The sequence below is a fragment of the Pseudomonas sp. YeP6b genome, assembly GCF_025642995.1.
Taxonomy (GTDB): Bacteria; Pseudomonadota; Gammaproteobacteria; order Pseudomonadales; family Pseudomonadaceae; genus Aquipseudomonas.
Window position 1 is genome coordinate 5,036,502 of the sequence record NZ_CP080090.1, and the last position, 23,519, is coordinate 5,060,020.

Genomic DNA, 23,519 nt, shown 5'->3' on the forward strand with positions numbered 1-23,519 from the left:
GACCTTTCACAACATGTGCAACCGAATTGATACAGCGTAGGGGAAACCCTGATTACCACCTTAGTGGCACTTTGATATACAGCGCGCCCTCTCCCATCCTAACAAGGTCTGAAGACCGATCCGGGAACAGGTTCTAATCGCCTAAGGAGCATTGAGATGTCATTGAGGAATATGCCGATCGGACTGCGTGCCAGTCTGAGTTTTGCGGTTTTGGCCAGTATGTTGGTCGTTGTCGGATTGTTTGGCCTGGGGCAGATGGCCAAGTTGCGCGAAAGCGCGCTGGTTATCGAGGAATCGTGGATGCCGAGCATCGAGAATATCCACGACGCCGCAGCCTCTGTGGCCAGTATTCGCCTGGAAGCCTTGCGCCTGGCGAGCACCGACGAGTCGCGGATTCGCGACAACAGCAAAAACCTGATCAGCCGCCAGAGCAACGAGCTGCAAACGCTGCTGACCCATCACGAAGGCCTGAACAGTGGCGAGACAGAAGCCGACCTGCTGAAAAAGCTCAAAGGCGACGTAGCCACCTACCTCACGATCGTTGGCCAGATGGTTGCCCTGGTGGACAAGGATCAGCAGCAAGACGCCATCGACCTGCTCACCAGCCGCCTTGCGCCACAAGGTAGCGTCCTCAACAAGCGCTTGGAGGACATGATCACCTTCAATCAAAAAGGCGTGGAAGACGCAGCCAGCTCAGCCGCACAGATGTATTCCCGCGCGCAATGGGTGGTCGGCCTGATCATCGCTTGCGCGTTGATCGCCACCTTACTACTGGCCTGGCTGCTGACCCGCAGCATCACAACCCCCATCGGCCAGGCCCTGGCCGTAGCGCGCACGATCGCCGGTGGCGACTTGAGCCAACCGATCAAGGTGCACGGCAGCGACGAAGCGGCGCAATTGCTCAGCGCCCTGGCCACCATGCAAGCGCAGTTGCAGACCACTGTCCGCAGCATCAGCGAGTCAGCGCAGCAACTGGCCTGCGCCACCGAAGAGATGAGCTCGGTGATGGAACAGAGCACCCGTGGCCTGCAAGCGCAGAACGATGAAATCGAACAAGCCGCGACTGCCGTGACCGAAATGAGCGCAGCGGTGGACGAAGTGGCGGGCAATGCGGTGTCCAGCGCCGAGGCGTCCAAGGCATCCGACGAAGACAGCAAGCACGGCCACTATCAGATCAGCGAAACCATCAGCTCGATCCAGAGCCTGGTGGACGAAGTGCTCGGCGCCTCGAACAAAGCCGAAGGCCTGGCGGTGCAGGCCCAGGACATCAGCAAGGTACTGGAAGTGATCCGCGGCATCGCCGGGCAAACCAACCTGTTGGCCCTCAACGCCGCCATCGAAGCTGCGCGAGCAGGCGAAGCCGGGCGTGGGTTTGCGGTGGTGGCCGATGAGGTGCGCTCGCTGGCGCAACGTACTCAGGACTCCACCGAAGAAATCGAGCAGATGATCACCGGCATCCAACAAGGCACCCAAGACACCGTCGACGCCCTCAACAGCAGCGCCGAACATGCCGGCCAAACCCTGCAACGCGCCAACAGCGCGGGCAGCGCCCTGGAGAAAATCACCGCCGCCATCTCGCAGATCAGCGAGCGCAACCTGATGATCGCCAGTGCCGCCGAGCAACAGGCACTGGTGGCGCGTGACGTCGACCGCAGCCTGGTCAACATCCGCGACCTGTCCACCCAAACCGCCGCCGGCGCCACCCAGACCTCAGCGGCCAGCCAGGAACTCTCGCGCCTGGCCGTGGACCTCAACGGCATGGTGACACGGTTTGTCCTGTAATTAGCAATTGTGTCGAACAGGCCTCTGCGCAACACTCGCCGCCTTATTGATGTAGGAGTATTCCGTGAGACCTGTCGACACCCTGTACCTACTGGGGCTGGCTGCCATCTGGGGCGCAAGCTTCCTGTTCATGCGCATCATCGCGCCAGAAATCGGCAGCGTACCGACGGCGTTTTTCCGCGTGTCGATCGCCGCCGCCGGTTTGCTGGTGATCCTGACCGCAATGCGCGTGAACTGGGACTTCCAGGGCAAATTCAAGACCGTACTGCTGCTAGGCGTGATCAACTCCGGCATCCCCGCGACCATGTACTCGGTGGCGGCACAAGTACTGCCGGCGGGTTACTCAGCCATCTTCAACGCCACCACACCGCTGATGGGCGTGCTGATCGGCGGGCTGTTCTTCAGCGAACGCCTGACGCCGTCGAAAATCGCCGGGGTGAGCCTGGGCCTGTTCGGCGTGGGCATACTGACTCGCGCCGGACCAGTGGCGTTTGACCTGCAACTGTTGATGGGCGCGCTGGCCTGCTTGCTGGCGACCACCTGCTATGGCTTTGCCGGGTTCCTGGCGCGGCGTTGGCTGGATCAACGCGGCGGGCTGGACAGCCGACTCGCGGCGCTGGGCAGCATGCTCGGCGCCACCTTGTTTCTGCTGCCCTTCTTCGCCTATAGCGCCATCAGCCATCCGCCAGCGAGCTGGGGTGGCTGGCAGGTGTGGGCGTCTTTGCTGGGATTGGGATTGGTGTGTACGGCGTTTGCCTACATCCTGTACTTCCGCTTGCTGTCGTCCATAGGGCCGGTTAAGTCGATGACGGTGACGTTTATGATTCCGCCGTTTGGGGTGCTGTGGGGGGCGTTGCTGTTGGATGAGCCGTTGTCGATGGCGCATGCGTATGGCGGGGTGTTGATTGCGGGGGCGTTGTGGTTGGTGTTGCGGCCTGGGAAATTGGCTAAAGCGTTGTAGGAGATCGTGCCCACCCCAGGACGGGTGTGGGCACGCTGAAGTGCCTGACAGGAAGGTCAACTAGGCGAAGGTTTCAGCATCAGCAAAACGGGTGGCATTGGTATCTTTGGCCGACAGCGTAGGCGGCTCGGAAATCGGCCAATCGATAGCCACGTCGGCGTCATTCCACGCAAGACTGCGCTCATGCTCTGGCGCCCAGTAATCGGTGGTTTTGTACAGAAACTCAGCACTTTCAGACAGCACTACGAAGCCGTGAGCGAACCCCTCGGGTATCCAAAGCTGGGCTCGGTTGCTCTCGCTGAGGTAGGTGCCCGCCCACTGGCCGAATGTGGGCGAGCTTTTACGCAGGTCCACTGCCACGTCAAAGACTTCCCCGCGTATCACACGCACTAGCTTTCCTTGGGCCTGCTTGATCTGATAATGCAGGCCGCGCAGCACGCCTTTTGCAGATTTTGAGTGGTTATCCTGCACGAAATGGACAGGTTTTCCGACAGCCTCCTCGAAAACCTTCTGATTGAAACTTTCGTAGAAAAACCCGCGCTCGTCCCCAAATACTTTCGGTTCAAACAGAATAACGTCCGGGATAACGAGGGAAGTGGCTCTCATCTTTACGGTGTCTCCAACATGTTATCGGGCCAGCTTGGCGGCGCCACGGCTCGACCTTAAGGCAGCAACTGGGGATGCCGCGTTCCACTCAGGCCATCAAAAAATCTTGTCACTCAGCAAACGCTTGAGATATTGGCCATAGCCATTCTTGGAAAGCGGCACCGCAAGTTTCTCCAACTGTTCGGCGTCAATCCACTTCTGGCGAAACGCAATTTCTTCAGGGCAGGCCACTTTAAGGCCCTGACGATGCTCAAGCGTTGCAATGAAGTGGCTGGCCTGTAGCAGTGAGTCATGCGTGCCTGTATCCAGCCATGCGTAGCCACGCCCCATGATCTCAACCGACAACTTGCCCCGCTCCATGTAGAGACGGTTGAGGTCGGTAATCTCGAGTTCGCCACGCGGCGATGGCTTGATGCTTTTAGCCATTTCAACCACGTCCTGGTCGTAGAAATACAGACCGGTAACCGCGTAGTTTGACTTGGGTTGCAGCGGCTTCTCTTCCAGGCTGATCGCTTTGCCCTGGGTATCGAATTCTACAACGCCATAACGCTCCGGATCGGTCACGTGATACGCGAAGACACTGGCGCCGTCCTGACGCAACATTGCGCTATTGAGCAGCTCATTAAAATCATGACCGTGATAGATGTTGTCACCCAGCACCAGTGCAGATAGGTCATTACCGATGAAGTCCTCACCGATGATGAACGCCTGCGCAAGGCCATCCGGAGACGCCTGTACAGCGTAGGAAATGTTCAAACCCCAGTTGCTGCCATCGCCCAAAAGTTGCTCGAAACGCGGGGTGTCCTGTGGCGTGGAAATGATCAAAATGTCGCGAATACCCGCCAGCATCAACGTGGTCAGCGGGTAGTAGATCATCGGCTTGTCGTAAACCGGTAGCAACTGTTTGGAAATAGCCAAGGTTGCAGGGTGCAGGCGCGTGCCCGAACCGCCGGCCAAAATAATTCCTTTGCGTTTTAGCATAGTCATTTCTCTAGAATTTCTTTAAGCATCCGTGCCACACCGTCCTGCCATTCAGGCAAGCGCAGCGAGAAGGCATTCTGCAGTTTTTGAGTATTGAGTCGAGAGTTGCCAGGACGTTTGGCAGGCGTGGGATAAGCGGCCGTGGTTATCGCGCCGACGGATGCCGAAGGGACTTTGAGCACCACGCCTGCCGCCTGCGCCTGTTCGAGCACGAAGCAGGCATAGCGGTGCCAAGTGGTCTCACCGGCTGCCGCAAGATGGTAGATGCCTTGCAATTGAGGGTTCAAACGCATCGCACGGATAGCATGTGCGGTGACGTCCGCCAGCAGGTCCGCCCCGGTGGGGGCGCCGAATTGGTCGTCGATCACATTCAGGCTGTCACGTTCTGCTGCCAGGCGCAGCATGGTCTTGGCGAAGTTATTACCGCGCGCCGCATACACCCAACTGGTGCGCAAGATCAGGTGCGCGCAACCGGAAGCCTGGATCGCCTGCTCACCTTGCAGTTTGGTCGCGCCATAGACACTCAGCGGGCCCACTGGGTCGCTTTCCTGCCACGGCGTATCACCCTGGCCGTCAAACACATAGTCCGTGGAGTAATGCACCAGCAAGGCATTCAGCTTTCGGGCTTCTGTCGCCAGCACCGCGGGGGCTTCAGCATTCACGCGCAGCGCCTGATCCGGCGCACTTTCGGCCTTGTCGACGGCGGTGTAAGCCGCTGCGTTGACGATAACCTCAGGCGCAAACCGCTGCACGGTAGCTGCCAACCCTTGCAGATCGTTCAAGTCACCGCAGTAGTCCCGGCTTTTGGAGTCCAACGCCAGAACTTGACCCAAAGGGGCCAGACTACGTTGGAGTTCCCAGCCTACTTGGCCATTTTTGCCAAGCAGCAAGATTCTCATACCGAACGCTCGGAGTAGTGCTTCGCTACCCGGCCCAATGCCACGTTTGCACCGATAAAGCCTGCACCGCCGGTTACTAAGATAGTCATTGAGTTAAATCTTTTCAGTGATGTCGCAAGGATGGGCCCGAAGTTTCCCATCAACGTCTGCCGATTCACACCGGCCAACCGAAACCCTAGCACTCGTCTGATAAAACCGCCTCGCCAATTAACAGGCAAGCAACACGCTGAATGAGCGCGCTTGAAACGCGAAGAGGTCGGCGAAACGGGGGGAAATTAGGCGTTGCACCAACGAAACCGCCACATTGAGTACGACGACAGTATAGAGACGGATTTTAAACAAATACGGCCTGCAACCACGACTTTGTCACTAGAGAGAAACCCTCGACCGAAGCCAGCAGCATTGCTCAGCCCACCGCCTCCTGCAGACGTACCGATTACCCCATATAAAATAATAACTTACATTCTAAAGGTCGGAATTATTACAGCATTGCCCTACAGGTACAACATGACCCTCTGATGACCAAGGGGGCGTTTCGGCGTGCGATCTACCGCCCCCTTGGTGCTCACCTTCTAGTGTTTACGGAAAACAAACGCCAAACCGATGATGATCAAAACCATCCCCAGCACACTCAATACCGCGAGCCGATTGCCAAAGATCAGATAGTCCATCACGGCCGTCACCGCTGGCACCAGGTAAAACAAGCTGGTGACATTCACCAGATTGCCTCGGGCGATCAGGCGGTACAGCAGCAACGTCGCCAGCAATGACACCACCAGCCCCATCCACAGCACCGGCAGGTAAAAGCCGGCACTGTGCTCAAAGTGAAAGGGTTGGAACGGTACAAATACCGAGCACAGCAGCAACCCAGCCAGGTACTGCAGCGGCAGCGTACCCAAAGGATTGTCGGTGATGCGCTTCTGCATGATGGAGCCGAAGGTCATGCTCACCAGCGCCAGCAGCCCAAACAGCATCCCCGCAAGGGACATCCCCGCCAGGCCAATGCCTTGGTAGACCACCATGATCAACCCCGCCAACCCGAGCCCCAGGCCGAACATCCGGCGCCAGGAGCGCTGGCGCTCCATCAGCACCACCGTGAGGATCGGCTGCACGCCCATGATGGTTGCCATCACACCGGGAGTGACTTTGAGGTCCAGGGCCAGCAGATAGAAAATCTGATACGCCCCCAACAACACCAACCCGGTCGCCGCCGCATAGAACATGGGCTTGCCGGGACGTGGCAGTTTCAACTTCAGGATCGGCACCAGGATCACTAGGCCCGCCAGGGCAATAGCAAAACGAATCAACAGAAAGGCGAAGGGCGAAGCATGGGCCAAGCCCAATTTGGAGAAAATCGCCCCGCTGCTCCACAGCAAGACAAACAGGCTCGTCGAGGCCGCCGCGGCCACGGATTGTTTCGAAAAAACAGACATGGATACCACCTGTAATCAGGCAAAAAAGCCAATTCAGCCAAGGCTGAAACTCAGTAGGTTTTTCAGGCGGGCACAGGGCAACAGCTATTCGCTGATCAGCCCGGAATGCCAACACCCGGCGGTGATACGACTGCGTACACCGGCGTGCTACTGACAGGTGGGGGGTATTGACCGATCTGCGCAGGCTGCTGATTCCCACACGGCACGACCACAGCGTTGACCGCTGAATCGACTACCGCTATGCATTGGGAAGCAGGCATGGGCTGATCTTGTGTGAAGGGATGTAGAGGCAGTGACTATAACCAGCCGTCGACCGGTTTTGCAATCGACTCAATTCGCGCGGAGGAGTTTTTACTTTGAGACAAAGACACGGTCGTTATAATGCCGACCAGTTTTTATCCAAGGATTTCACATGCTCGCTCTACCCTGGCTGTACCTGGCGCTTCTCTCCATTGGCTATGTACTGGCCTTGACCTATGGGCAACTCGGCGCGCTGGCGGCGGTGTCGGTCGCCCTGCTGCTGATCGCCGGATACGCCGTGCGCCAGCAACGTACACCTTGGGCGCGTTACGTCGGTCACGGGCTGTTCATCGTACTGGCCCTGGGCCTGGCGATGCACTGGCTGCCGGGTTTCTACAACGGGCGCGGGATTGACCCCCAGCGCTTTACACCAGACGCCGTACCGTTCTCGATGTACCTGAACCAAGACAAACCGCTGATTGGCTTTTGGCTGTTGCTGGCCTGCCCATGGATTGTGGCGCGGCGCTCATTGCGCCTGACGATTTGCGTTACGGCCCTGGCCTTGAGCCTCACGGCCATCGCCGCATTGGGCGGCGCGCTATTGCTGGGGATGACCAACTGGGCACCGAAATGGCCGGAACAGGCGTGGATTTGGGTGCTTAATAATCTATTGCTGGTGACACTGGTGGAAGAGGCACTGTTTCGGGGCTACATCCAGGGCGGATTGAGCCGGCGCTTTAAACAACTGCCTTATGGGGAAAACCTGGCGCTGCTATTGGCTTCACTGTTGTTTGGGCTGATGCATGTCGGCGCTGGGTGGCAGTGGACGTTGTTGGCGGGGGTTGCGGGGGTGGGGTATGGCTTGGCGTACCGGTTTGGCGGGTTGGGGGCGGCGGTTGTGACGCATTTTGGGGTGAATTTGGTGCATTTTGGGTTGTTTGTTTATCCGATGGTGGGAGGAGTGGTTGGCTAATCAAAATCTAACCAACAAAATCAAAGGCAGTTTGGCATGCCAAAGCAGGAGATGTTAAAGTGCATAGGGGCTAGAATTGTTTCTAAGATTTACCAACGTGGCGTTAATGAATGTCACTAGGAATCATCCATTTTCGAGGTGTAGGCCAAGCATTCTCATTCTGTTTCGTCACATCTTGGGAAGTGAAACTTTTTCCAGTCCAGGCAGGAAGCCAGCGGGTTTCTCTATACACAACCTCGACACATGCCAGTTCGTCACCAGAACTAAATCAGAGAGTAACCATGACCTTTTTCCCTTGTTTTTTGTCAGTTGTATTCGTAGTAAGGAACCGGTCGGCAACCATTGAAAGAATACTATCTGAGGCCGTGTCAGCCATCTCAAAAATCGTTCCTGACTACGAACTAATTATTGTTGACAATGCCTCTACTGACAACAGCGTTGATGTATTAAAAGCGCTAACGAGTGAAACAGGCTTGGCTAATTTGCAAGTTTACGCACTGACAAAAGAAGTTGATACGGATACCGCGTCCTGGGTTGGCCTGGAAAATGCCCTGGGTGATTTTGTTGCAGTGGTTGACCCAATGACAGACGACATTCACTTCCTCCCACAGATGCTCGACAAAGCCGTCAGCGGTGCCGATGTGGTTTTTGCCAACAACGAACAGAAGCCTACGCAGAGTTTTGCATACCGTAGCGCTTATGCAATATTCCATGGCATTTACAACAAGCTAAACGGCGTTCATTTAGCTAAAGAAGCCCCGCTCTATCGAATTTTGAGCAAACGAGTAATAAATTTTATCTTGCAACACCCACAACCAGTCATTACCTATCGCCACCTTCCTGCAACTGGCGGTTTTACGCGTGCGCACCTGACCTATAGCGCCCCGCCTAAGGAGCTAATAAAGAAGAAGCTAGGCGATAGTATTGACCGCGGCGTCCGCCTATTGGTTTCTACAACGCGCGCGCCCATGCGCCTAGTCACCTACTTATCTCTCTTCGGGGCACTCGCCAACGTAGTGTATTCAATCTATGTCCTTACAATAGGATTGCTAAAGTCAGACATCGCACCAGGATGGGTCAGTTTTTCCCTACAACAATCCGGGATGTTTTTCCTAATATCACTCGTTCTACTGGTACTGGGTGAATACATTATCAACATGGCCAGCCTTTCAAATGAAGGCCCGCTTTATCATGTAGGGCAAGAGTTCACAAGCGCGCGCATGACCCGACTCGAAAAACTCAACATTGAAGAAGCGCCTTCTTCCCCCTCGAACGGCGACTACAATAAAGAGCGAATACTCTGATGGTGGACACGGCCCAACATCAAGATGCTGTGGTGATTGGAGGTGGTTTTTATGGGGCTGCTATCGCAATTTATCTAGCTAAACAGCGTGGCCTGAAAAAAATCGTCCTGATCGAAAAGGAACCAGCACTTCTCATGCGGGCATCTTTTAACAATCAAGCTCGAGTACATAACGGGTATCACTACCCGCGTAGCTTTACGACTGCTTACCGCAGCCGGATAAATCTACCGAAATTTGTATCCAACTGGCCAAGCGCGGTAAAACAAGATTTCACAAAATTATATGCGATCGCTCGGCGCAATTCTAAAGTCACCGCCAAACAATTTGTACGCTTTTGCGAAAGTATTGGATCAACGATCGAGCCGGCAGACACAGCGTTACGAGAACTTTTCGAGCCCAGATTAATCGAAAATGTATTCCTAGTGGAGGAGTATGCCTTCGACTCGAAAAAACTCGCCAACTGGGCTGAGACGGAACTGAAGGAACTTGGCGTTCAGATCTATTACAATACGCGCGCAGTCGACATAAAGAATACTGAGAACTCGGCACTAAAAGTAATGACACATTGCGCTAAAGGAAAAGAGCAACCAATAATATGTGATTACGTATTCAATTGTAGCTACAGCGGCCTAAACCAATTTGAAGGCGATTTCCCGGGCACGCAAACAGGGTTGAAGCAGGAAATTACGGAAATGCCCTTGGTGCTGATGCCCGAACCGTTGAATAACCTTGGTATTACCGTAATGGACGGTCCTTTTTTTTCCATCATGCCTTTTCCAACACGAAATCTCCATACGCTATCGCACGTACGGTACACCCCACACTTGCATTGGACCGATCAACAAGGCGTCGACCCTTATCAAAAGCTAAAACAATACGATAAAGCCAGCCGTGTGGACCGAATGGTCAGAGACGTGGGGCGATACATTCCGGCTGTACTGGATGCAAAATATATAGACTCACTGTTTGAAGTCAAAACAATTCTTACAAAAAGTGAAGGCGATGATGGCCGCCCCATACTGTTTGAAAAACATTCAAACTTACCAGGCTGCTACTCAATACTGGGCGGAAAGATAGACAACATTTACGATGCTCTAGAAAAATTAGATACAGAAGTATTTTGTCAACGCGCAGCCAACATACAGAGTATACAATGACAAACACCATTGAGATAACTATACCCATCCTGAATGAAGAAGACACTCTGGAAGCGCAAGTAAACAAAGCACGAGACTATATTCAAGAAAATCTTCAACACCTCGGCAACATTACAATTGTACTCGCCGACAATGGATCCACTGATGATACACCGAATATAGGCAACCGTCTTGCAGAGCAGTTTTCAGATGTGACATTTTTACGGCTCGAGAAACGAGGTGTAGGCCTGGCACTCAAGTCATCATGGGGACGATCCAACGCTGACATCGTTGGTTACATGGACCTCGACCTGGCGACAGATTTAAGCCACTTGCAGCCTGCGCTGGTCAGTCTGATTTCCGACCAAACAGATATCGTAACGGGCTCGAGACTGGCTCGCGGCGCACAGGTTATTGGCAGAACACAGCTAAGAAACTTCACAAGCCTATGCTTTAATCAACTCATTAAAATATTTTTCAGAACGTCTTTCACTGACGGCATGTGCGGCTTTAAATTTCTTAAAAGGAAGATATTACCTCAGTTAATGGAGACCGGGGCTCAAGCAGATGGGTGGTTTTTCGCGACCGAAGTACTCGTTATCGGAGAACACCTCAAATATAGAATTTTTGACCTGCCAGTTACATGGACAGATGACCCCAACTCCAAGGTAAAAATAGTAAAACTTACAGTCGAGTACCTAAAAGCCATGAGACTTTTAAGGACAAAACTGAAAAACTCCACAGGAGCGGTTTAATATGTTCAATTTTTCCACAGACAATAAATCTTTAATACTGGGTACCGCATTGTGGGGCTGGGGAGTCTCCAAGGCAGAAGCGTTTAATTTGATTGATAGCTTCCTTGAACAGGGCGGAAAGTTTATTGACACGGCAACAAACTACCCGATCAACAAGAGAGAAGCTGATTTCGGGCTAGCCATTAACTGGATAGAAAGCTGGATTAAGGAAAACCCTAATTCAAACCTTTCCGTCATAGCCAAAGTCGGCTCGCTTGATAATTCCGGAGCACCTAACTCAAATCTAACACCTGAAAAGTTAATTGCCGACGTTGACGCTCTAATGGAACGGTTTGGCAACATGCTAGGCTGTGTTTCCGTACACTGGGATAACAGGGGCGATACCACTGAAGATCAACTCGCGATTGAGAAAACAGCCGACTCGCTTAACAACCTTCGAAATCAGGGTATTGAAATTGGTCTTTCTGGAATAAAAAAACCCGAACTCTATCACAACGCTCTGCCTGAACTTTCAGAGCAGTGGATCATACAAGTCAAAGAAAATTTGACTACCTCTAATGCACGATCGGCATACACCAAATACTTCCCCAAAGCCAGGTACCTCGCCTATGGAATAAACCTCGGCGGCATGAGTAGCATACCCGCTAAGAAAGATAGCTCTTCAACACTTAGAGCGATCACTCACTCAAAGGCCCTGATTGATCATGTTTCAGACCTGATTAATTCCGAGCACAACTTCAAACCATGCCCTCGGACGCTAAATGAGCTCGCGCTACTCAGTACCTATATGAACGCCGCTCTGTCCGGAGTAATCATTGGCCCGAGAACCGTCGAACAGCTCTCGGACACGCTGACCTACTGGAAAAAACTGAAGTCTTTAAAAAAAGACGAGATCGATATTAACTTTATCAAGCAACTGAAAGACTATAGCCAATAGGCAGTGTACGACATGCAAATTATAAAATACATCATTAGCGGAGTTATCAACACTGCAATTGGCTATTGCACTTTCTTATTCTGCCTCAATCAATTGAACTTTAAAGCAGAATATGCAAATACCGCAGGCTACGCCGTAGCTCTAATAGCTGCATTCTTTCTAAATAAAGTCTTTGTCTTCAACGATACAACATTTCGAAGCGGGATGATTTTTAAGTTTATTATAGCATTCGTTATCGCATTCTTAACAAACCAGGCGATACTACTGATAGGTATTCACCTTGTAAACCTAAAAGCAGAGACTGCTCAAATATTTGCAATGTGCACATACACTATTATCTTCTACGTTTTAAATAAAAAATACGTATTTAATACATTGCCTGACTCAAACTCCCTACCTTGAAACAGCCCAATAAATAGCAAGCCCCCCCCTGACAGAGACATACAGCATGCTCCCCAAGCGCCCAGTAAAACAGATATCGTTCCATGCTCATTTAGATAAGAATACCACCAGTGCATGGGACATGCTCGCTAACCCTCTGGTACTAGTTTTTATCGCTTTGGTGTGGCTCTTGTCCATCGACATGCATCTTTCCGCTGACGGTGTTGAACATCTACGCCTGACCTTGGCGAATAAAGAAATCTTCATTGTCAATGAAGCGAGACTGCATGCATATTGGCTTCTTCAGTGGCCTATTGAGGTAGCATTCTTTCTGGGGGCGCACCAGCTAGGCACATTTGTAAAAGCTTTTGCAATTGGCGTGCTCTTTGTACTTGTGGCCCCGTGGATTCTATTATCGTTTAAGATTAGAGAGCGCGGCCGCTATACTTCACTTTGTTATTTGTACCTGCTTGCAATTGCGTCGACGACCCTACCAACAATTTATATTTTGGGAACAGACCATCAAGTCATAATACCCCTGACATTCATGGCAAGTCTGTTGCTATCTCAACTTCATAAAAATACGATGCCCTGGAACATCCTTGCACTGATCTTTATGTTCCTACTGTGCAAGACCTACGAAACCAATCTTATTCCACTTACTACATTTCTTGTCTATCTTATATACACCGCCTACAAAAAAAACCTAAGCACTAAAACACTATTTATTGTTGGCGCGGGCATTCTTATCTGCCTTACCGGAATATATGACTCAACCATCAGCATCATTTATCCACGCGACTTATCCAATCGTGATAGTTTTGTTGGCGCTTTTAAAAACTCACTTAGCAACCCAGCCTTCATCACATTTATGCTTGTACTTTCCGCCATCATAGCTCTACAGTGGAAAAAAACAGTCGCCGTGCTACTCCTATTCGCAGCGGCACTCTATCAATTTTATTGTTATCAAACGCCTAACCTGTACCAGTTCGCCGCAGGCATCAGCTTTTCCTCAAGAACACTCACCTTACTGTTTCCTAGTTTCTTTGCAGTCATTATCCTGACGAAAACAAAATTCAAAGTCACCTTTCCCATCATGTGGTTCTCAAGCTGCGTCTTGGCCATCAGCCTGACTCTTCTGGCTTACCCTTTCTATGATTTCAAACGTAAAGTTGTTGCAGAACTTCAGCACACTCAAGGCTTTGTAGCAGCAGCAGACCATAAATTGGGCAACCATCCGGCCGCCTGGCCATGGACATTTCCGAGCATTAGCATGGTCTGGCAGCCCCTTTGTGCGGGAGGAGCGCTCTTGAATCCGAATCCAGGGGGCTGGCAGCCCTACGACCCTGAAAACGTTTCCGGGTTCGGAGATTATCTTTCCTACAAACCCTGGATGTATGCAGATAACTCTGAATTGAGCCGTTGTCTGTAGGTTGGTGACTGCTGTAGATGTGACGGCACCTGTGCTTCGATTCCTATCGCAGCACTGCTATCCCTGCAGGAGCAATAAAGTTAGGCGGGGGCCCGTAACAACGAATAACCACCCATTGCGGGGGCAGGATTATCCGCTGAACTGGTCAATTAAATCAGAGACGGACGCGTAGAGGGTGCAAACGCTTCCTAATTGAAAATCAGATATTCAGCATTTTTATCCGTAGTCATAACACGTATAACTATGTGACATGGTTAGCGAGCCAACAATTTAGAGTAAATGTTAACGTAAGACTCACCCATGGAATGGGAAGTAAATACCTCCAAATAACGCTCCCGAGCTGCCTGACCATAACGAGAGGCCAAAGCAGGAGAGTTCCATAACTGCTCCATCGCAAGACGCATGCTCAAGGCGTCACGCGGCGGCACCACCAAACCCGACACACCATTTTGGTTGATAAAACTGGTGCCCGTACCGATCTCACTACACACCATTGGCTTACCAAACATGGCGGCCTCCAGCAGACTGATGCCAAACGCCTCTGAGCGCAGGTGGGAGGGGAATACTACCGCATAACATGCTTCCAGTAAGTTAACTTTTTGCTGCTCGGTGACCTGCCCAATGAAATGCACATTGTGTAGCTTTCGCTCAGCCGCAATCTGAATTAACTCTTGTTCTAACGGGCCGGCGCCAACAATCAACAATGGCCAATCCTTTCCTTCCATTGCTTGCAGTAAAAACTCTAAACCTTTGTAATAACGCAGCACGCCGATGAACAAAAAGAACTGACCGTGCCGCTCACGCAATTCCGAAACCTTATCAGCCTCGGGTGCCGGATACATGGTTTCTTCCAAACCAATAGGAACTGCACTTGACTTTTCTCTAAATTTAGCGAGAACCGTTGAGCTTTCAAGATAATTGGGGCTGGTCGCAACAATGGCATCTACGTTGTTTAGAAAGGCGTATTGCAAGGGGCTGTACAAATACTTCAGAATTTTCTGTCGAACGATATCTGAATGGTAAGTCACTACCGTTGGTTTATTCACGCGCGTTGCAAAATGGACCAAGTCCATAAAGGGCCAGGGAAAATGGTAATGAACAATATCTGCAGTTTTAGCCAACTCCTTGAATGTCTTGAAGGAAGACAAAGAAATACCTGTCGATGCAAGATTGTAATCTTCCTTTGCTTGCACTAGTTGATAGTCTGCCTCCTGAACCGAAGATGCGCCATCCCTGGAAAGGGAGAGTACAATATTCTCGCAACCTTGCCGGCTAGTAGCGTGTGTGAGATGGCGGATAAACATTTCCACACCACCATGCTGGTCCGCCGAAAACGTTTTATAAAAATGTAGAATTCTCAAAATACACCTACTTAAAACGGTGGCATTCTTTGCATATTACCAAAAGAAACTTCGCCATCGTTATTATAGTCTCATATAAAAATTATTTAACTTTTACGTTGAACTCAAGCGGTTTGACATCTTTAGATTCGAACCACGACACACCTTCCTGAACAAGGCTGACCTGAAGGATATAATTCCCAGGAGCAGTAGGAGCCGCCACACCCAGCTGGATAGTCTCTCCAGAATTGGGTGCGACAGGAGCTGTAAATGCAGTGCGATTACCATCTACCAACAGCATTTTTTTATCTGCTCCCAGCCAATGATAAGCAGCCAGAACAGGCCTCTTCGTGGCCTTGGAGTCCCAGGCGGCGGTACTGGTGTTTTTGACGGTCAGCGGCAAAGTAAAATTACTAGACGCAGTCACTTCCAAACTATTTTGAGGCGCACTGTACTGTGCAGAAAAAACGCTTTTCGGTTTACCGCTATCACATGCGCTCAACACAGCAACACATGCCATTGCCACTATCAGCTTACCTAGCTTCTTCATAACTACCTCGTGAGTGATTTTTTTCAGCCTCTGCATAAACCTGCAGAGTCTCCTGCGCACAACGAGCCCATGAAAAACTATTTGCTTGAGCCAGAGCGACATTCGCCATTCGCAAACGCTGCTGGGGGCTCTCAAGCAACTCCACGATAGCCAGTGCGAGCGCATCGCAATCATCTACATCAAAGAGCTTGCAACCCCCTTGGGCGAACTCGGCCATTGAGGTGCCTTTACCGCAAATTACCGGTACGCCACTCGCCATCGACTCAAGCACTGGCAAGCCAAAACCTTCGTACACCGAAGGATAAATAAAAGTTGCAGCCCCGGCGTAAATAAACGGCAACTCGTAGGCATTGACGAACTGGAGAAACCTCACCTCGCCTTTAGCCTGCAGCGTTTGCATGCGTTTAACGAATTCAGAATTGCGCCACCCTGGAGCTCCCGCAATAACGAGCGGCCAGTTTTGGCGCATCGTTGCAGGTAAACGCTCCCAAGCGTCCAGCAGCACTGATAGTCCCTTGCGTGGCTCAATCGTACCCACAAACGCAAGATATCCGCCATGTACCAACCCATACTTGGCCAACACGGCCCTACACTCTTCTGGCGACCGAGGGATAAATCGGGCATCCGCACCAAGGTAAATAGCCCTTACTCGATCAGGTCTGACACCGAACTGCTGGATCAGTTCGGACCGTACCACCTCTGAATCAGCAATGACATAATCCGCCCGCTCAAGCGTTCGTGGCAGTTGACGACTCAACCATCTGACACGTTCCGGCGGATGGAATTCAGGGTGTCTAACAAACGACAAATCGTGCACAGTCGTCACACACGGCCCGTCGTGAGGTTTAAGGATAAAGTTGGGCTCATGATAAACGAAGCCCGAACGAGCTTCCCCTCCTATCTTGAAGCGCACATTTGACCAAGCTGATTTCAAACGGTAAGCCAACGGCAGCCCACGCAGCGTTTTACGCAACTGCGCCTTCGCGCCCCCTTGGTGGCGACTTTCGGTAACCGGTTCAATTAACAGATCCGCAGTCATCAACACGCGCTCAGCTGTTGAAAACCGATCACCGTTGAAACAGTCAATCGCCTCAACATCCGAGCGCAACTGCAATTCTCGTATGAGATTAAGCGTGTAATTGCCAATACCCGTCAACGGTGGACGAAGTGACTCGGTACCGATCAACACCTTCACTGTTCGGCTTCCACACGTAAACGCCAGTCAGCCAATAATGAGGCTAACGTTTCATTCAGCGGAACCTTTGGCTCCCAGCTCAAGACATTACGTATGCGATCACACTTACCAACCGCAAACGGGACATCCGAAGGGCGCAAACGTTTAGGGTCAAGCTCTACAGAAATAACCGCAGTGCTTTGGCTCACCAGCTCATCTAAAATGTCGCGAATTTTGCGTGCGTTCCCGGATGCAATATTAAATACACGCGGGTGATCCTGAACGTCACTGAGCCCGAGCAACTGCAAATAAGCCGCGCAAACGTCCCGCACATCAAGGAAGTCTCGGCGAGCCTCGAGATTACCGACCTGTATCACTGGCGCCTGTTTCCCACTTTCGATCAATGCGATCTGTCTGGCAAAGGATGCAGTTACAAAGTCTGGCGACTGGCCAAGCCCGATATGGTTGAACGGGCGTGCGATCACACCGCGGATACCTTGTTTAAAGTACTGCTCAAATGCCAGTTCCGCAGCCAACTTACTCGCGGCATAAGGGTTAATTGGCAAGCAAGGGCTAGTTTCATCCAGCGCAACACCGGATTGGAAAGACTCTCCATAAACTTCAGAAGAGCTGGCAAATACCACAAACGCATCAGGAGTTTGCTGTTTAATTGCCTCCAGCAGATTCAGACTTCCCAGCACGTTGGTATTCCACGTCAACAAGGGGTGACGAAAGCTGGTCGGCACATGCGAGATGGCCGCCAAATGAATAATATGAGTAGGTTTAATCCGCTCAAGCGTTGCAACACAGGCACTAGCGTCACGGATATCCAACCTGACCTGATCAATACCCACGCGAGGTGTAGGATTCGATGTAGAGCAAGCACAGCTTACCTGATAACCTGCCATCAATAATTGATCAAGCAATACTTTACCGACAAAGCCATTAGCTCCGGTCAACAGAACATGTTTCACGACTCTTTACCTCTGGCCTGAATAACACGACTAGGACGAAAGGATCGAAAATTCGGTCCTTTCGTTTGGAACACAAAACCGCGCCCCATTGGCCTTAGAAAGAAAAACCTTGCTCATTGCGGCGCAAGTCTTCCTGAACCATCATCCGACAAAGTTCTTCTAGATTCGTTTTCGGCTCCCAACCCAACTTTTCCTTGGCTTTAGCAGGATCACCAATCAGCAACTCAACTTCAGCTGGGCGGTAAAACTTCGGATTGATTTGCACGACGGTCTTGCCGCTTTCCGCGTCAATTGCATGCTCCTGGTCGCCCTCACCTTTCCAGTCGAGATTGATGTCCACGGCCTTGAAGGCGAGCGATACGAAGTCACGTACAGTTTCAGTGCGATTGGTAGCCAAAACGAAAGTATCGGGTTCATCGACCTGAAGCATGCGCCACATGCCTTCAACGTATTCTTTTGCAAAGCCCCAATCACGCTTTGCATCCATGTTCCCCAGCTCCAGAACCTCCAGTTTTCTTTGGGTAATCTTGGCGACGGAGTCAGTGATCTTGCGGGTCACAAACTCACGACCACGCAGCGGAGATTCGTGATTGAACAAAATACCGCTCGCACCAAAGATGCCGTAGGACTCGCGATAGTTGATAGTCATCCAGTGCGCGTAAAGCTTGGCAACGCCATACGGGCTACGCGGGTAAAATGGAGTGGTTTCGATTTGGGGGACAGCTTGAACCTTACCAAACATTTCCGAAGTGGACGCCTGGTAGTAACGAACCTTTGGGTTCACGATACGAATTGCTTCTAACAAGTTAACCGCGCCTAACCCTGTGATTTCAGCGGTGGTTACCGGCTGGTCAAAGGACACGCCGACAAAACTCTGCGCTGCCAGGTTATAGACTTCAGTCGCCTCCGTGCTCTGCAGCAAACGAATGCTAGAGGAGAGGTCAGTCAGGTCATATTCAACCAGATGCAGGTTCGGATGTTGGGTAACGCCCAGTTCATCCATACGCCAGAAATTGACCGAGCTGGTGCGACGATAAGTGCCATAAACCATGTAGCCTTTTTCCAGCAACAGCTGAGCAAGGTAGGCACCATCTTGGCCCGTAATGCCTGTAATAATTGCTTTTTTCACGTGTTACTCCCTGAGCGAACTGCACTTAATCTATAAAAAACTCAGACAAAGAAACTTTCTGAAGTTTCTCATGCATAAAATGATAAGTCGTGCTTAACGACTCATCCTGTTCAAACACCTTTTTAAAATTCAAGCCTTCCGTAGCACTTATCGCTTCGCGTAGTGCATACGCCCTGACCCAAGGATCAAAGAAGGCGTAAAGTGCTCGATACAACATCTTCAGATGCACCGTGGATGGATCATAAATTATTTTAACCGTCGGTAAGTAACACGGAAAAATAACATCACCATCGTCAATACCAGGCGCCATGTAAAAGCAACTGGCAGAGGTGCGCCCCTTAATCAACTGAGACCAGAGAACACCATCAGCTCCACGAACATCTGGCAAATAGCCTGGGTGAACATGGATAAATTTTAAGTGCGCAAGCTGCAAGCTCCGAGCAGGAACGATCCCCCCACCGGTGAACAGCAAGTTTGTCTCGGGTAAAACTGCCAAATAATTGTATAAACGATCATCTGCCAAGTCATTGATCATCAGTGTCTCGACATTTGGGCAATATCCGCGCAAGTCCGATAACGCTAAAGCATTCTCCAACACTTCCGAATCAAAAAACAAACTCTGTGCCACAGACGATCGAATAGCAACGCACAACTCGGGTTCTTTTTTTAGCAACTCGGATGCCCAATAATGAATACTATTTTTTTGCACCCCTTGGGCATAACCGTCACGCAAAAAGCTTGGCAGATATCGCCCTACGGGCTTTTTGCTAACCAAGTCTAAGGCAGATATTAGATGTATGATTCGCTCCGGACGATACCCCATGCTTTTGATGGCAGCGAGGTATGCCCGAGCAATTGGCCCTTCCCAAAAAAGCACGGTAATCGGAAGGACCTTTTGCTCAGATGCCACCGCTGAAGGGAACGTCAACCGGGCACTTTCAGATGCAACACCAACTGAATAACGATTCAAAAACAGCGCTGACTGGATATCGATAGCCTCACGCAGGTCGGTAAAAACTTCCCGTTTCGACCCAATAGAATGAATTGAATCAACGAGTTTGAAAATCGCGTTCAAGCGCTTGAACGCTACTGATTCATGCCCTGACATTTCGGACAGTCGCAAAAAATCGCAAAAAAACACACCCAACGCAACCTCGCTCCACTGAGTCTCTACAGGATCGTCAGCGATTTTTTTGCCTTCTGGACCGTAAGCACAGAATAAGCGTCCCGCAATCTCCACGCGCATGGATAGAAAAGCAAGCAGCTGGTCTTGCTCCGCTGAGGGCACCTGATTGCTGGCGAGCCGATACAATTCAAAGACCGTATCAACGTATACGTTCTCGTCTCTGGTCGGCACCTGTTCGGGCAAAACCCTCAACAGCAAAGAATCTATCATCCGCTCCTCAATCATTACGCGCAGCCAATTGCTGATGAACAAATTGCAGAATATTGGCCATCGTCCAATACAGCACCATTCCAGAAGGGAACGAATAGAACAAGAGAAAAAAGACCAATGCCATAAGCGAGAGGAAAAAATTCTGGCGAAATGCTTCTCTTGCAGTGGCCGCTGGCGCTTGAGAAAACTTGATACTCATCAATGTACTTAATGACATCAATACCGGCAGTAAATTGAAATACGCACCAAAAAAAGGAATGTCCACCCCGAAGGAAAACAACTGGTCAGGTTGCGCGAGGGTATCCATCCACAAAAAAGGTTCATTACGCAGCTCAAATGCCTGGCCCAGCAAGTGATAAAGCGCCACAAAAATGGGAATCTGTATTAATACAATCAGCAAGGGTTTCAACCCAGCTAAAGGACTAACCTTATGGCATTCGTAGAGTTCTAAAATGCGCTCACTCTGTTCTCCACCCTTGTAGTTTCGCCGAATTTCCTGCAGTTCCGGCTGAATACGCTGCTGAATGGCGACAAACTTCTTTTGGGCAGCGATGGCTCTTTTCGCCACTGGATACATTGCCAGTCGGACCAGAACAGCCAACAGTATAATTGACACTCCCCAACTGCTGACAGCCCGATGAATAACTCCGAGTACAAACATTATTCCAAAGATGAGGGTGCGCATCCACCCCCATAGGCCCGCGAACATTATATCGGAGAGCATCGGCTGTTGGGCAGACAATGCTACGTATGATTTGCCACCACCGTAGACATCCCAACGCAGAATTTTAGGCAAATCACTATTACCTCCTACCAAAGGAATCCCGATTTGAAGAGTCGTTTCAAATGAAGGCTGCCGAGGATACCAGACACCCTCTACTGGAGCATGAACCTTCCATTCCAGACTCTTCTCGACAGCGCCTCTAGGAATCAAGATCAACGCAAAATAACGACTTTGTAGCCCGACCCATTTGGCAGCGTCCTGGTCAACGAGCGAAGTGTATTCATAGACACCATCATGACCTAGGCGTTTCGTATCTATACCTGCTGCGCTGCGATAAATCAGCTCGGCGAACGAATAAATCGACTGACCCACCCCTAGGCCGTGCGTAGGCACTTCCCCCAACCCGGGCCCAAGTTCCAACCATAGATTATCGCCCTCTTGCTTGCCCACCCCACGGAATTGAACACTCAATTCAAACCCGACACGCGAAGGCTGCTTGGTCAGACTCCAGGTTTTACGAATAACAAATGGCACGCTGTCGCCTTGAAGTGCAACAGACAAAGTTTGTGCGTCACTTAAAACAGTTTTCCAGCCCCCAGCAATGTCGGCCCACTCTTCAAGCGTCTTGCCTCGCAAGACCCCCCTGAGCGCGAACAACTTTCCAGCGGGTGCTGCAAGATCCTGCGGTAGCCCTTGAGCGTTGAGCACCTGAGGTAAGCGCCAATGCTCAATCGTACCTGCAGCCAAGTCCAGCGACAACTCTACACTCGAGTCGCTCGACAACAATATTGTCGGTGCGGTGGCATCCGCAAATGCAACCGGTGCCAGAATCAATAATAACCAGAGCGTCATAAGCCGCTGGATTTTTTTTCTATGAGTAGACATTAGGCAACTTTATATAATCAGCTCAAACAACTTAGATTGACTGACAGTCATTATGCGTATTGACACCTGTATAGAAGCGGCCAACTTCCGAACATTAGATCTCACGCGGTTCTAGCGCTAAATCCTCACTTCTCTGTCGTTTTGCTGGCGGGCGTGTCTTTCTTGACCGTATTTTTACGAAAACCCAACATTTTTAAAAACCGATACCAGTAAAGCTTCAGCACTACCGCAATCGCTGCCAACGCACCGAGGATACCCTGTAATACAGCGCTGCCAGTACCGGGATCCAGGTAAGCGAACGCATTGATCGGCAACACAACCAGGCAGATAAGGGCCACCAGGGAGAAACTTGAGTTTTTCATGCGAGATACTCCAAATCAATCCAACAAAGAAACCAGATGAGCCGCAGCGACGCTGCCACTGGTGCCCGAATTAAAAACCCAATGCTCGCGGGCAGTCCTGATACTTGACTGCCACTGGTGCGCATCACCTATCAAATCGGCAGCTATGCTGCCTAAGCTGGCAAGGTCCTGAGGTGCGACAATAGTACCAATTTGAGTCCGAATACGGGCTTCCAAGGGATCAAGGCCAATGGCCTCATAACCTGGACTAAGGATTTTACGCGCAACGTCAACAAAAAGGGTGGGTCTTTCAAGCCCAAGCGAAAACTCAAGTGCTGCTCCCGACCAATCGCTTACCATCAAGTCAGACTCAATCAATGATGCGCGACCGTCGCCGTCTTCATCCAGACGGAAAAGAGGCTCGTCACGATAATGTTCGCAAATGGCATCCAAAATCTCTGGTCGAAGCTTACGAGTGCGTGAATGAGGGCGCAGAATCACCCGTAACCCCGCATCCACAAGTGGCCTGATCACGTCCAGCCCATGTTGTTCCAACAGCCCGCTTTCGCCCCAGGAGGGTGCGACCAGAACCTGTGCAGATACTCCTACTGATCGCGTCAAAGGCCCAGTGTTCCCCTCTACGAGAATTGCGTCGAGACGACCGTAGCCGTGCTCAATCAACACCTTGGCGCGTAACCCGGCCAACTGTTCCCGAACACGGGTTTCCTGAACATGGTGAGGGCCTACGCACAGAATGGAATCGAAGTGATCAAACGCCGCCTGGCGGTACACCATATGAGTGCTGACAATTGAATGATGAAGATAAACATAGTGCACAGGATGAAGCGAACGCTTGATATGAAAGCTTTGCAAATCAGGCATGGTCATCAATAACACCCGTACGTCCAGCGTCGAGAAGAACAGCGTTCGCATGCTACCCTCACCGACATAAAACGCTTGCATCCCCTCGGGAGGATTAAGCAACAAAGGATCATTTTCAGCGGACGTCACGTAGACTATGGGATGAGCGTGTTCATCCTGCAATGCCTTGAATATCGCCTCGAAATAAGTCCAATAACCTCGGCCCTCGGAGTAAAACACCAGTTGCCGCTGGGCCTTGGGGAGCTTCTTGAATGCCTCCAAGCCTTTCCATTCGCGGTATGTTTTGCGCAAAGACTCAAACATG

General features: G+C 51.0%; 22 protein-coding genes. 9 read left to right on the forward strand and 13 right to left on the reverse strand.

Annotated elements, in window-relative coordinates:
- The first annotated feature begins 219 nt into the window (after positions 1–219).
- Together KZH41_RS22655 and KZH41_RS22660 are read left to right on the forward strand one after the other, a co-directional pair.
- Positions 220–1,782 (forward strand): methyl-accepting chemotaxis protein, encoded by a 1,563-nt coding sequence (locus KZH41_RS22655; protein WP_412548776.1) that lies wholly within the window; start codon positions 220–222, stop codon positions 1,780–1,782.
- 64 nt (positions 1,783–1,846) lie between these two features.
- On the forward strand, positions 1,847–2,743 hold the full coding sequence (locus tag KZH41_RS22660) for a DMT family transporter (protein WP_263273744.1): 897 nt from the start codon (positions 1,847–1,849) through the stop codon (positions 2,741–2,743).
- A 60-nt stretch (positions 2,744–2,803) separates the two neighbouring features.
- Here KZH41_RS22660 and rfbC read toward each other — a convergent pair whose 3' ends face one another.
- From rfbC to KZH41_RS22680, 4 genes are all read right to left on the reverse strand, one after another.
- Entirely contained in the window at positions 2,804–3,349 is a 546-nt protein-coding gene (gene rfbC, locus KZH41_RS22665; RefSeq protein WP_094950239.1) for a dTDP-4-dehydrorhamnose 3,5-epimerase, read from the reverse strand.
- A 96-nt stretch (positions 3,350–3,445) separates the two neighbouring features.
- Complete coding sequence (rfbA, locus tag KZH41_RS22670) at positions 3,446–4,330, reverse strand: glucose-1-phosphate thymidylyltransferase RfbA (protein ID WP_263275130.1); 885 nt, start codon at positions 4,328–4,330, stop codon at positions 3,446–3,448.
- Between the two features lie 2 nt (positions 4,331–4,332).
- Complete coding sequence (gene rfbD, locus KZH41_RS22675; RefSeq protein ID WP_263273745.1) at positions 4,333–5,229, reverse strand: dTDP-4-dehydrorhamnose reductase; 897 nt, start codon at positions 5,227–5,229, stop codon at positions 4,333–4,335.
- 572 nt (positions 5,230–5,801) lie between these two features.
- Positions 5,802–6,662, reverse strand: coding sequence for a DMT family transporter (locus KZH41_RS22680; protein ID WP_263273746.1), 861 nt, complete (start codon positions 6,660–6,662; stop codon positions 5,802–5,804).
- A gap of 412 nt (positions 6,663–7,074) precedes the next feature.
- On the opposite strand from KZH41_RS22680, the gene KZH41_RS22685 reads away from it, so the two are divergent.
- The 7 genes from KZH41_RS22685 (at position 7,075) to KZH41_RS22710 (ending at position 13,820) form a co-directional block, all read left to right on the forward strand.
- Positions 7,075–7,875, forward strand: coding sequence for a CPBP family intramembrane glutamic endopeptidase (locus tag KZH41_RS22685; protein ID WP_263273747.1), 801 nt, complete (start codon positions 7,075–7,077; stop codon positions 7,873–7,875).
- Positions 7,876–8,156: 281 nt separating this feature from the next.
- On the forward strand, positions 8,157–9,179 hold the full coding sequence (locus tag KZH41_RS22690; RefSeq protein ID WP_263273748.1) for a glycosyltransferase: 1,023 nt from the start codon (positions 8,157–8,159) through the stop codon (positions 9,177–9,179).
- Complete coding sequence (locus tag KZH41_RS22695) at positions 9,179–10,336, forward strand: FAD-dependent oxidoreductase (protein ID WP_263273749.1); 1,158 nt, start codon at positions 9,179–9,181, stop codon at positions 10,334–10,336. Before KZH41_RS22690 ends, KZH41_RS22695 begins: the two co-directional genes overlap by 1 nt.
- The gene (locus KZH41_RS22700; protein WP_263273750.1) at positions 10,333–11,070 is read left to right on the forward strand and encodes a glycosyltransferase; all 738 of its coding nucleotides are present in this window, start codon (positions 10,333–10,335) and stop codon (positions 11,068–11,070) included. Before KZH41_RS22695 ends, KZH41_RS22700 begins: the two co-directional genes overlap by 4 nt.
- 1 nt (position 11,071) lies before the next feature.
- Positions 11,072–12,007 (forward strand): aldo/keto reductase, encoded by a 936-nt coding sequence (locus KZH41_RS22705; protein WP_263273751.1) that lies wholly within the window; start codon positions 11,072–11,074, stop codon positions 12,005–12,007.
- Positions 12,008–12,019: 12 nt separating this feature from the next.
- Positions 12,020–12,409: a GtrA family protein gene (locus KZH41_RS30540; protein ID WP_412548777.1), complete on the forward strand. Its 390-nt coding sequence runs from the start codon at positions 12,020–12,022 to the stop codon at positions 12,407–12,409.
- A 46-nt stretch (positions 12,410–12,455) separates the two neighbouring features.
- A complete protein-coding gene (locus tag KZH41_RS22710) occupies positions 12,456–13,820 on the forward strand; it encodes a hypothetical protein (RefSeq protein ID WP_263273752.1) in 1,365 nt (454 codons plus the stop codon).
- Positions 13,821–14,074: 254 nt separating this feature from the next.
- On the opposite strand, the gene KZH41_RS22715 is transcribed toward KZH41_RS22710, so the two are convergent.
- The 9 genes from KZH41_RS22715 to KZH41_RS22755 all read right to left on the reverse strand — a co-directional run bounded on the left by KZH41_RS22715 (position 14,075) and on the right by KZH41_RS22755 (position 23,518).
- Positions 14,075–15,181, reverse strand: a complete 1,107-nt coding sequence (locus tag KZH41_RS22715; protein WP_263273753.1) for a glycosyltransferase — start codon at positions 15,179–15,181, stop codon at positions 14,075–14,077.
- A gap of 82 nt (positions 15,182–15,263) precedes the next feature.
- Positions 15,264–15,710 carry a hypothetical protein gene (locus KZH41_RS22720; protein ID WP_263273754.1) on the reverse strand — a complete coding sequence of 149 codons (447 nt, stop codon included), beginning with the start codon at positions 15,708–15,710 and terminating at the stop codon, positions 15,264–15,266.
- Positions 15,694–16,905, reverse strand: coding sequence for a glycosyltransferase family 4 protein (locus tag KZH41_RS22725; RefSeq protein WP_263273755.1), 1,212 nt, complete (start codon positions 16,903–16,905; stop codon positions 15,694–15,696). The genes KZH41_RS22720 and KZH41_RS22725 overlap by 17 nt, the downstream gene beginning before the upstream one ends.
- The gene (locus KZH41_RS22730) at positions 16,902–17,858 is read right to left on the reverse strand and encodes a GDP-mannose 4,6-dehydratase (RefSeq protein ID WP_263273756.1); all 957 of its coding nucleotides are present in this window, start codon (positions 17,856–17,858) and stop codon (positions 16,902–16,904) included. The genes KZH41_RS22725 and KZH41_RS22730 overlap by 4 nt, the downstream gene beginning before the upstream one ends.
- A 94-nt stretch (positions 17,859–17,952) precedes the next feature.
- Positions 17,953–18,987: a GDP-mannose 4,6-dehydratase gene (gene gmd / locus KZH41_RS22735; protein WP_263273757.1), complete on the reverse strand. Its 1,035-nt coding sequence runs from the start codon at positions 18,985–18,987 to the stop codon at positions 17,953–17,955.
- Between the two features lie 25 nt (positions 18,988–19,012).
- The gene (locus KZH41_RS22740) at positions 19,013–20,383 is read right to left on the reverse strand and encodes a hypothetical protein (RefSeq protein ID WP_263273758.1); all 1,371 of its coding nucleotides are present in this window, start codon (positions 20,381–20,383) and stop codon (positions 19,013–19,015) included.
- Between the two features lie 7 nt (positions 20,384–20,390).
- Positions 20,391–21,959 (reverse strand): YidC/Oxa1 family membrane protein insertase, encoded by a 1,569-nt coding sequence (locus tag KZH41_RS22745; RefSeq protein ID WP_263273759.1) that lies wholly within the window; start codon positions 21,957–21,959, stop codon positions 20,391–20,393.
- Positions 21,960–22,117: 158 nt separating this feature from the next.
- On the reverse strand, positions 22,118–22,354 hold the full coding sequence (locus KZH41_RS22750) for a hypothetical protein (RefSeq protein WP_263273760.1): 237 nt from the start codon (positions 22,352–22,354) through the stop codon (positions 22,118–22,120).
- Between the two features lie 15 nt (positions 22,355–22,369).
- Positions 22,370–23,518, reverse strand: a complete 1,149-nt coding sequence (locus KZH41_RS22755) for a CDP-glycerol glycerophosphotransferase family protein (protein ID WP_263273761.1) — start codon at positions 23,516–23,518, stop codon at positions 22,370–22,372.
- Between the last annotated feature and the right edge of the window lies 1 nt (position 23,519).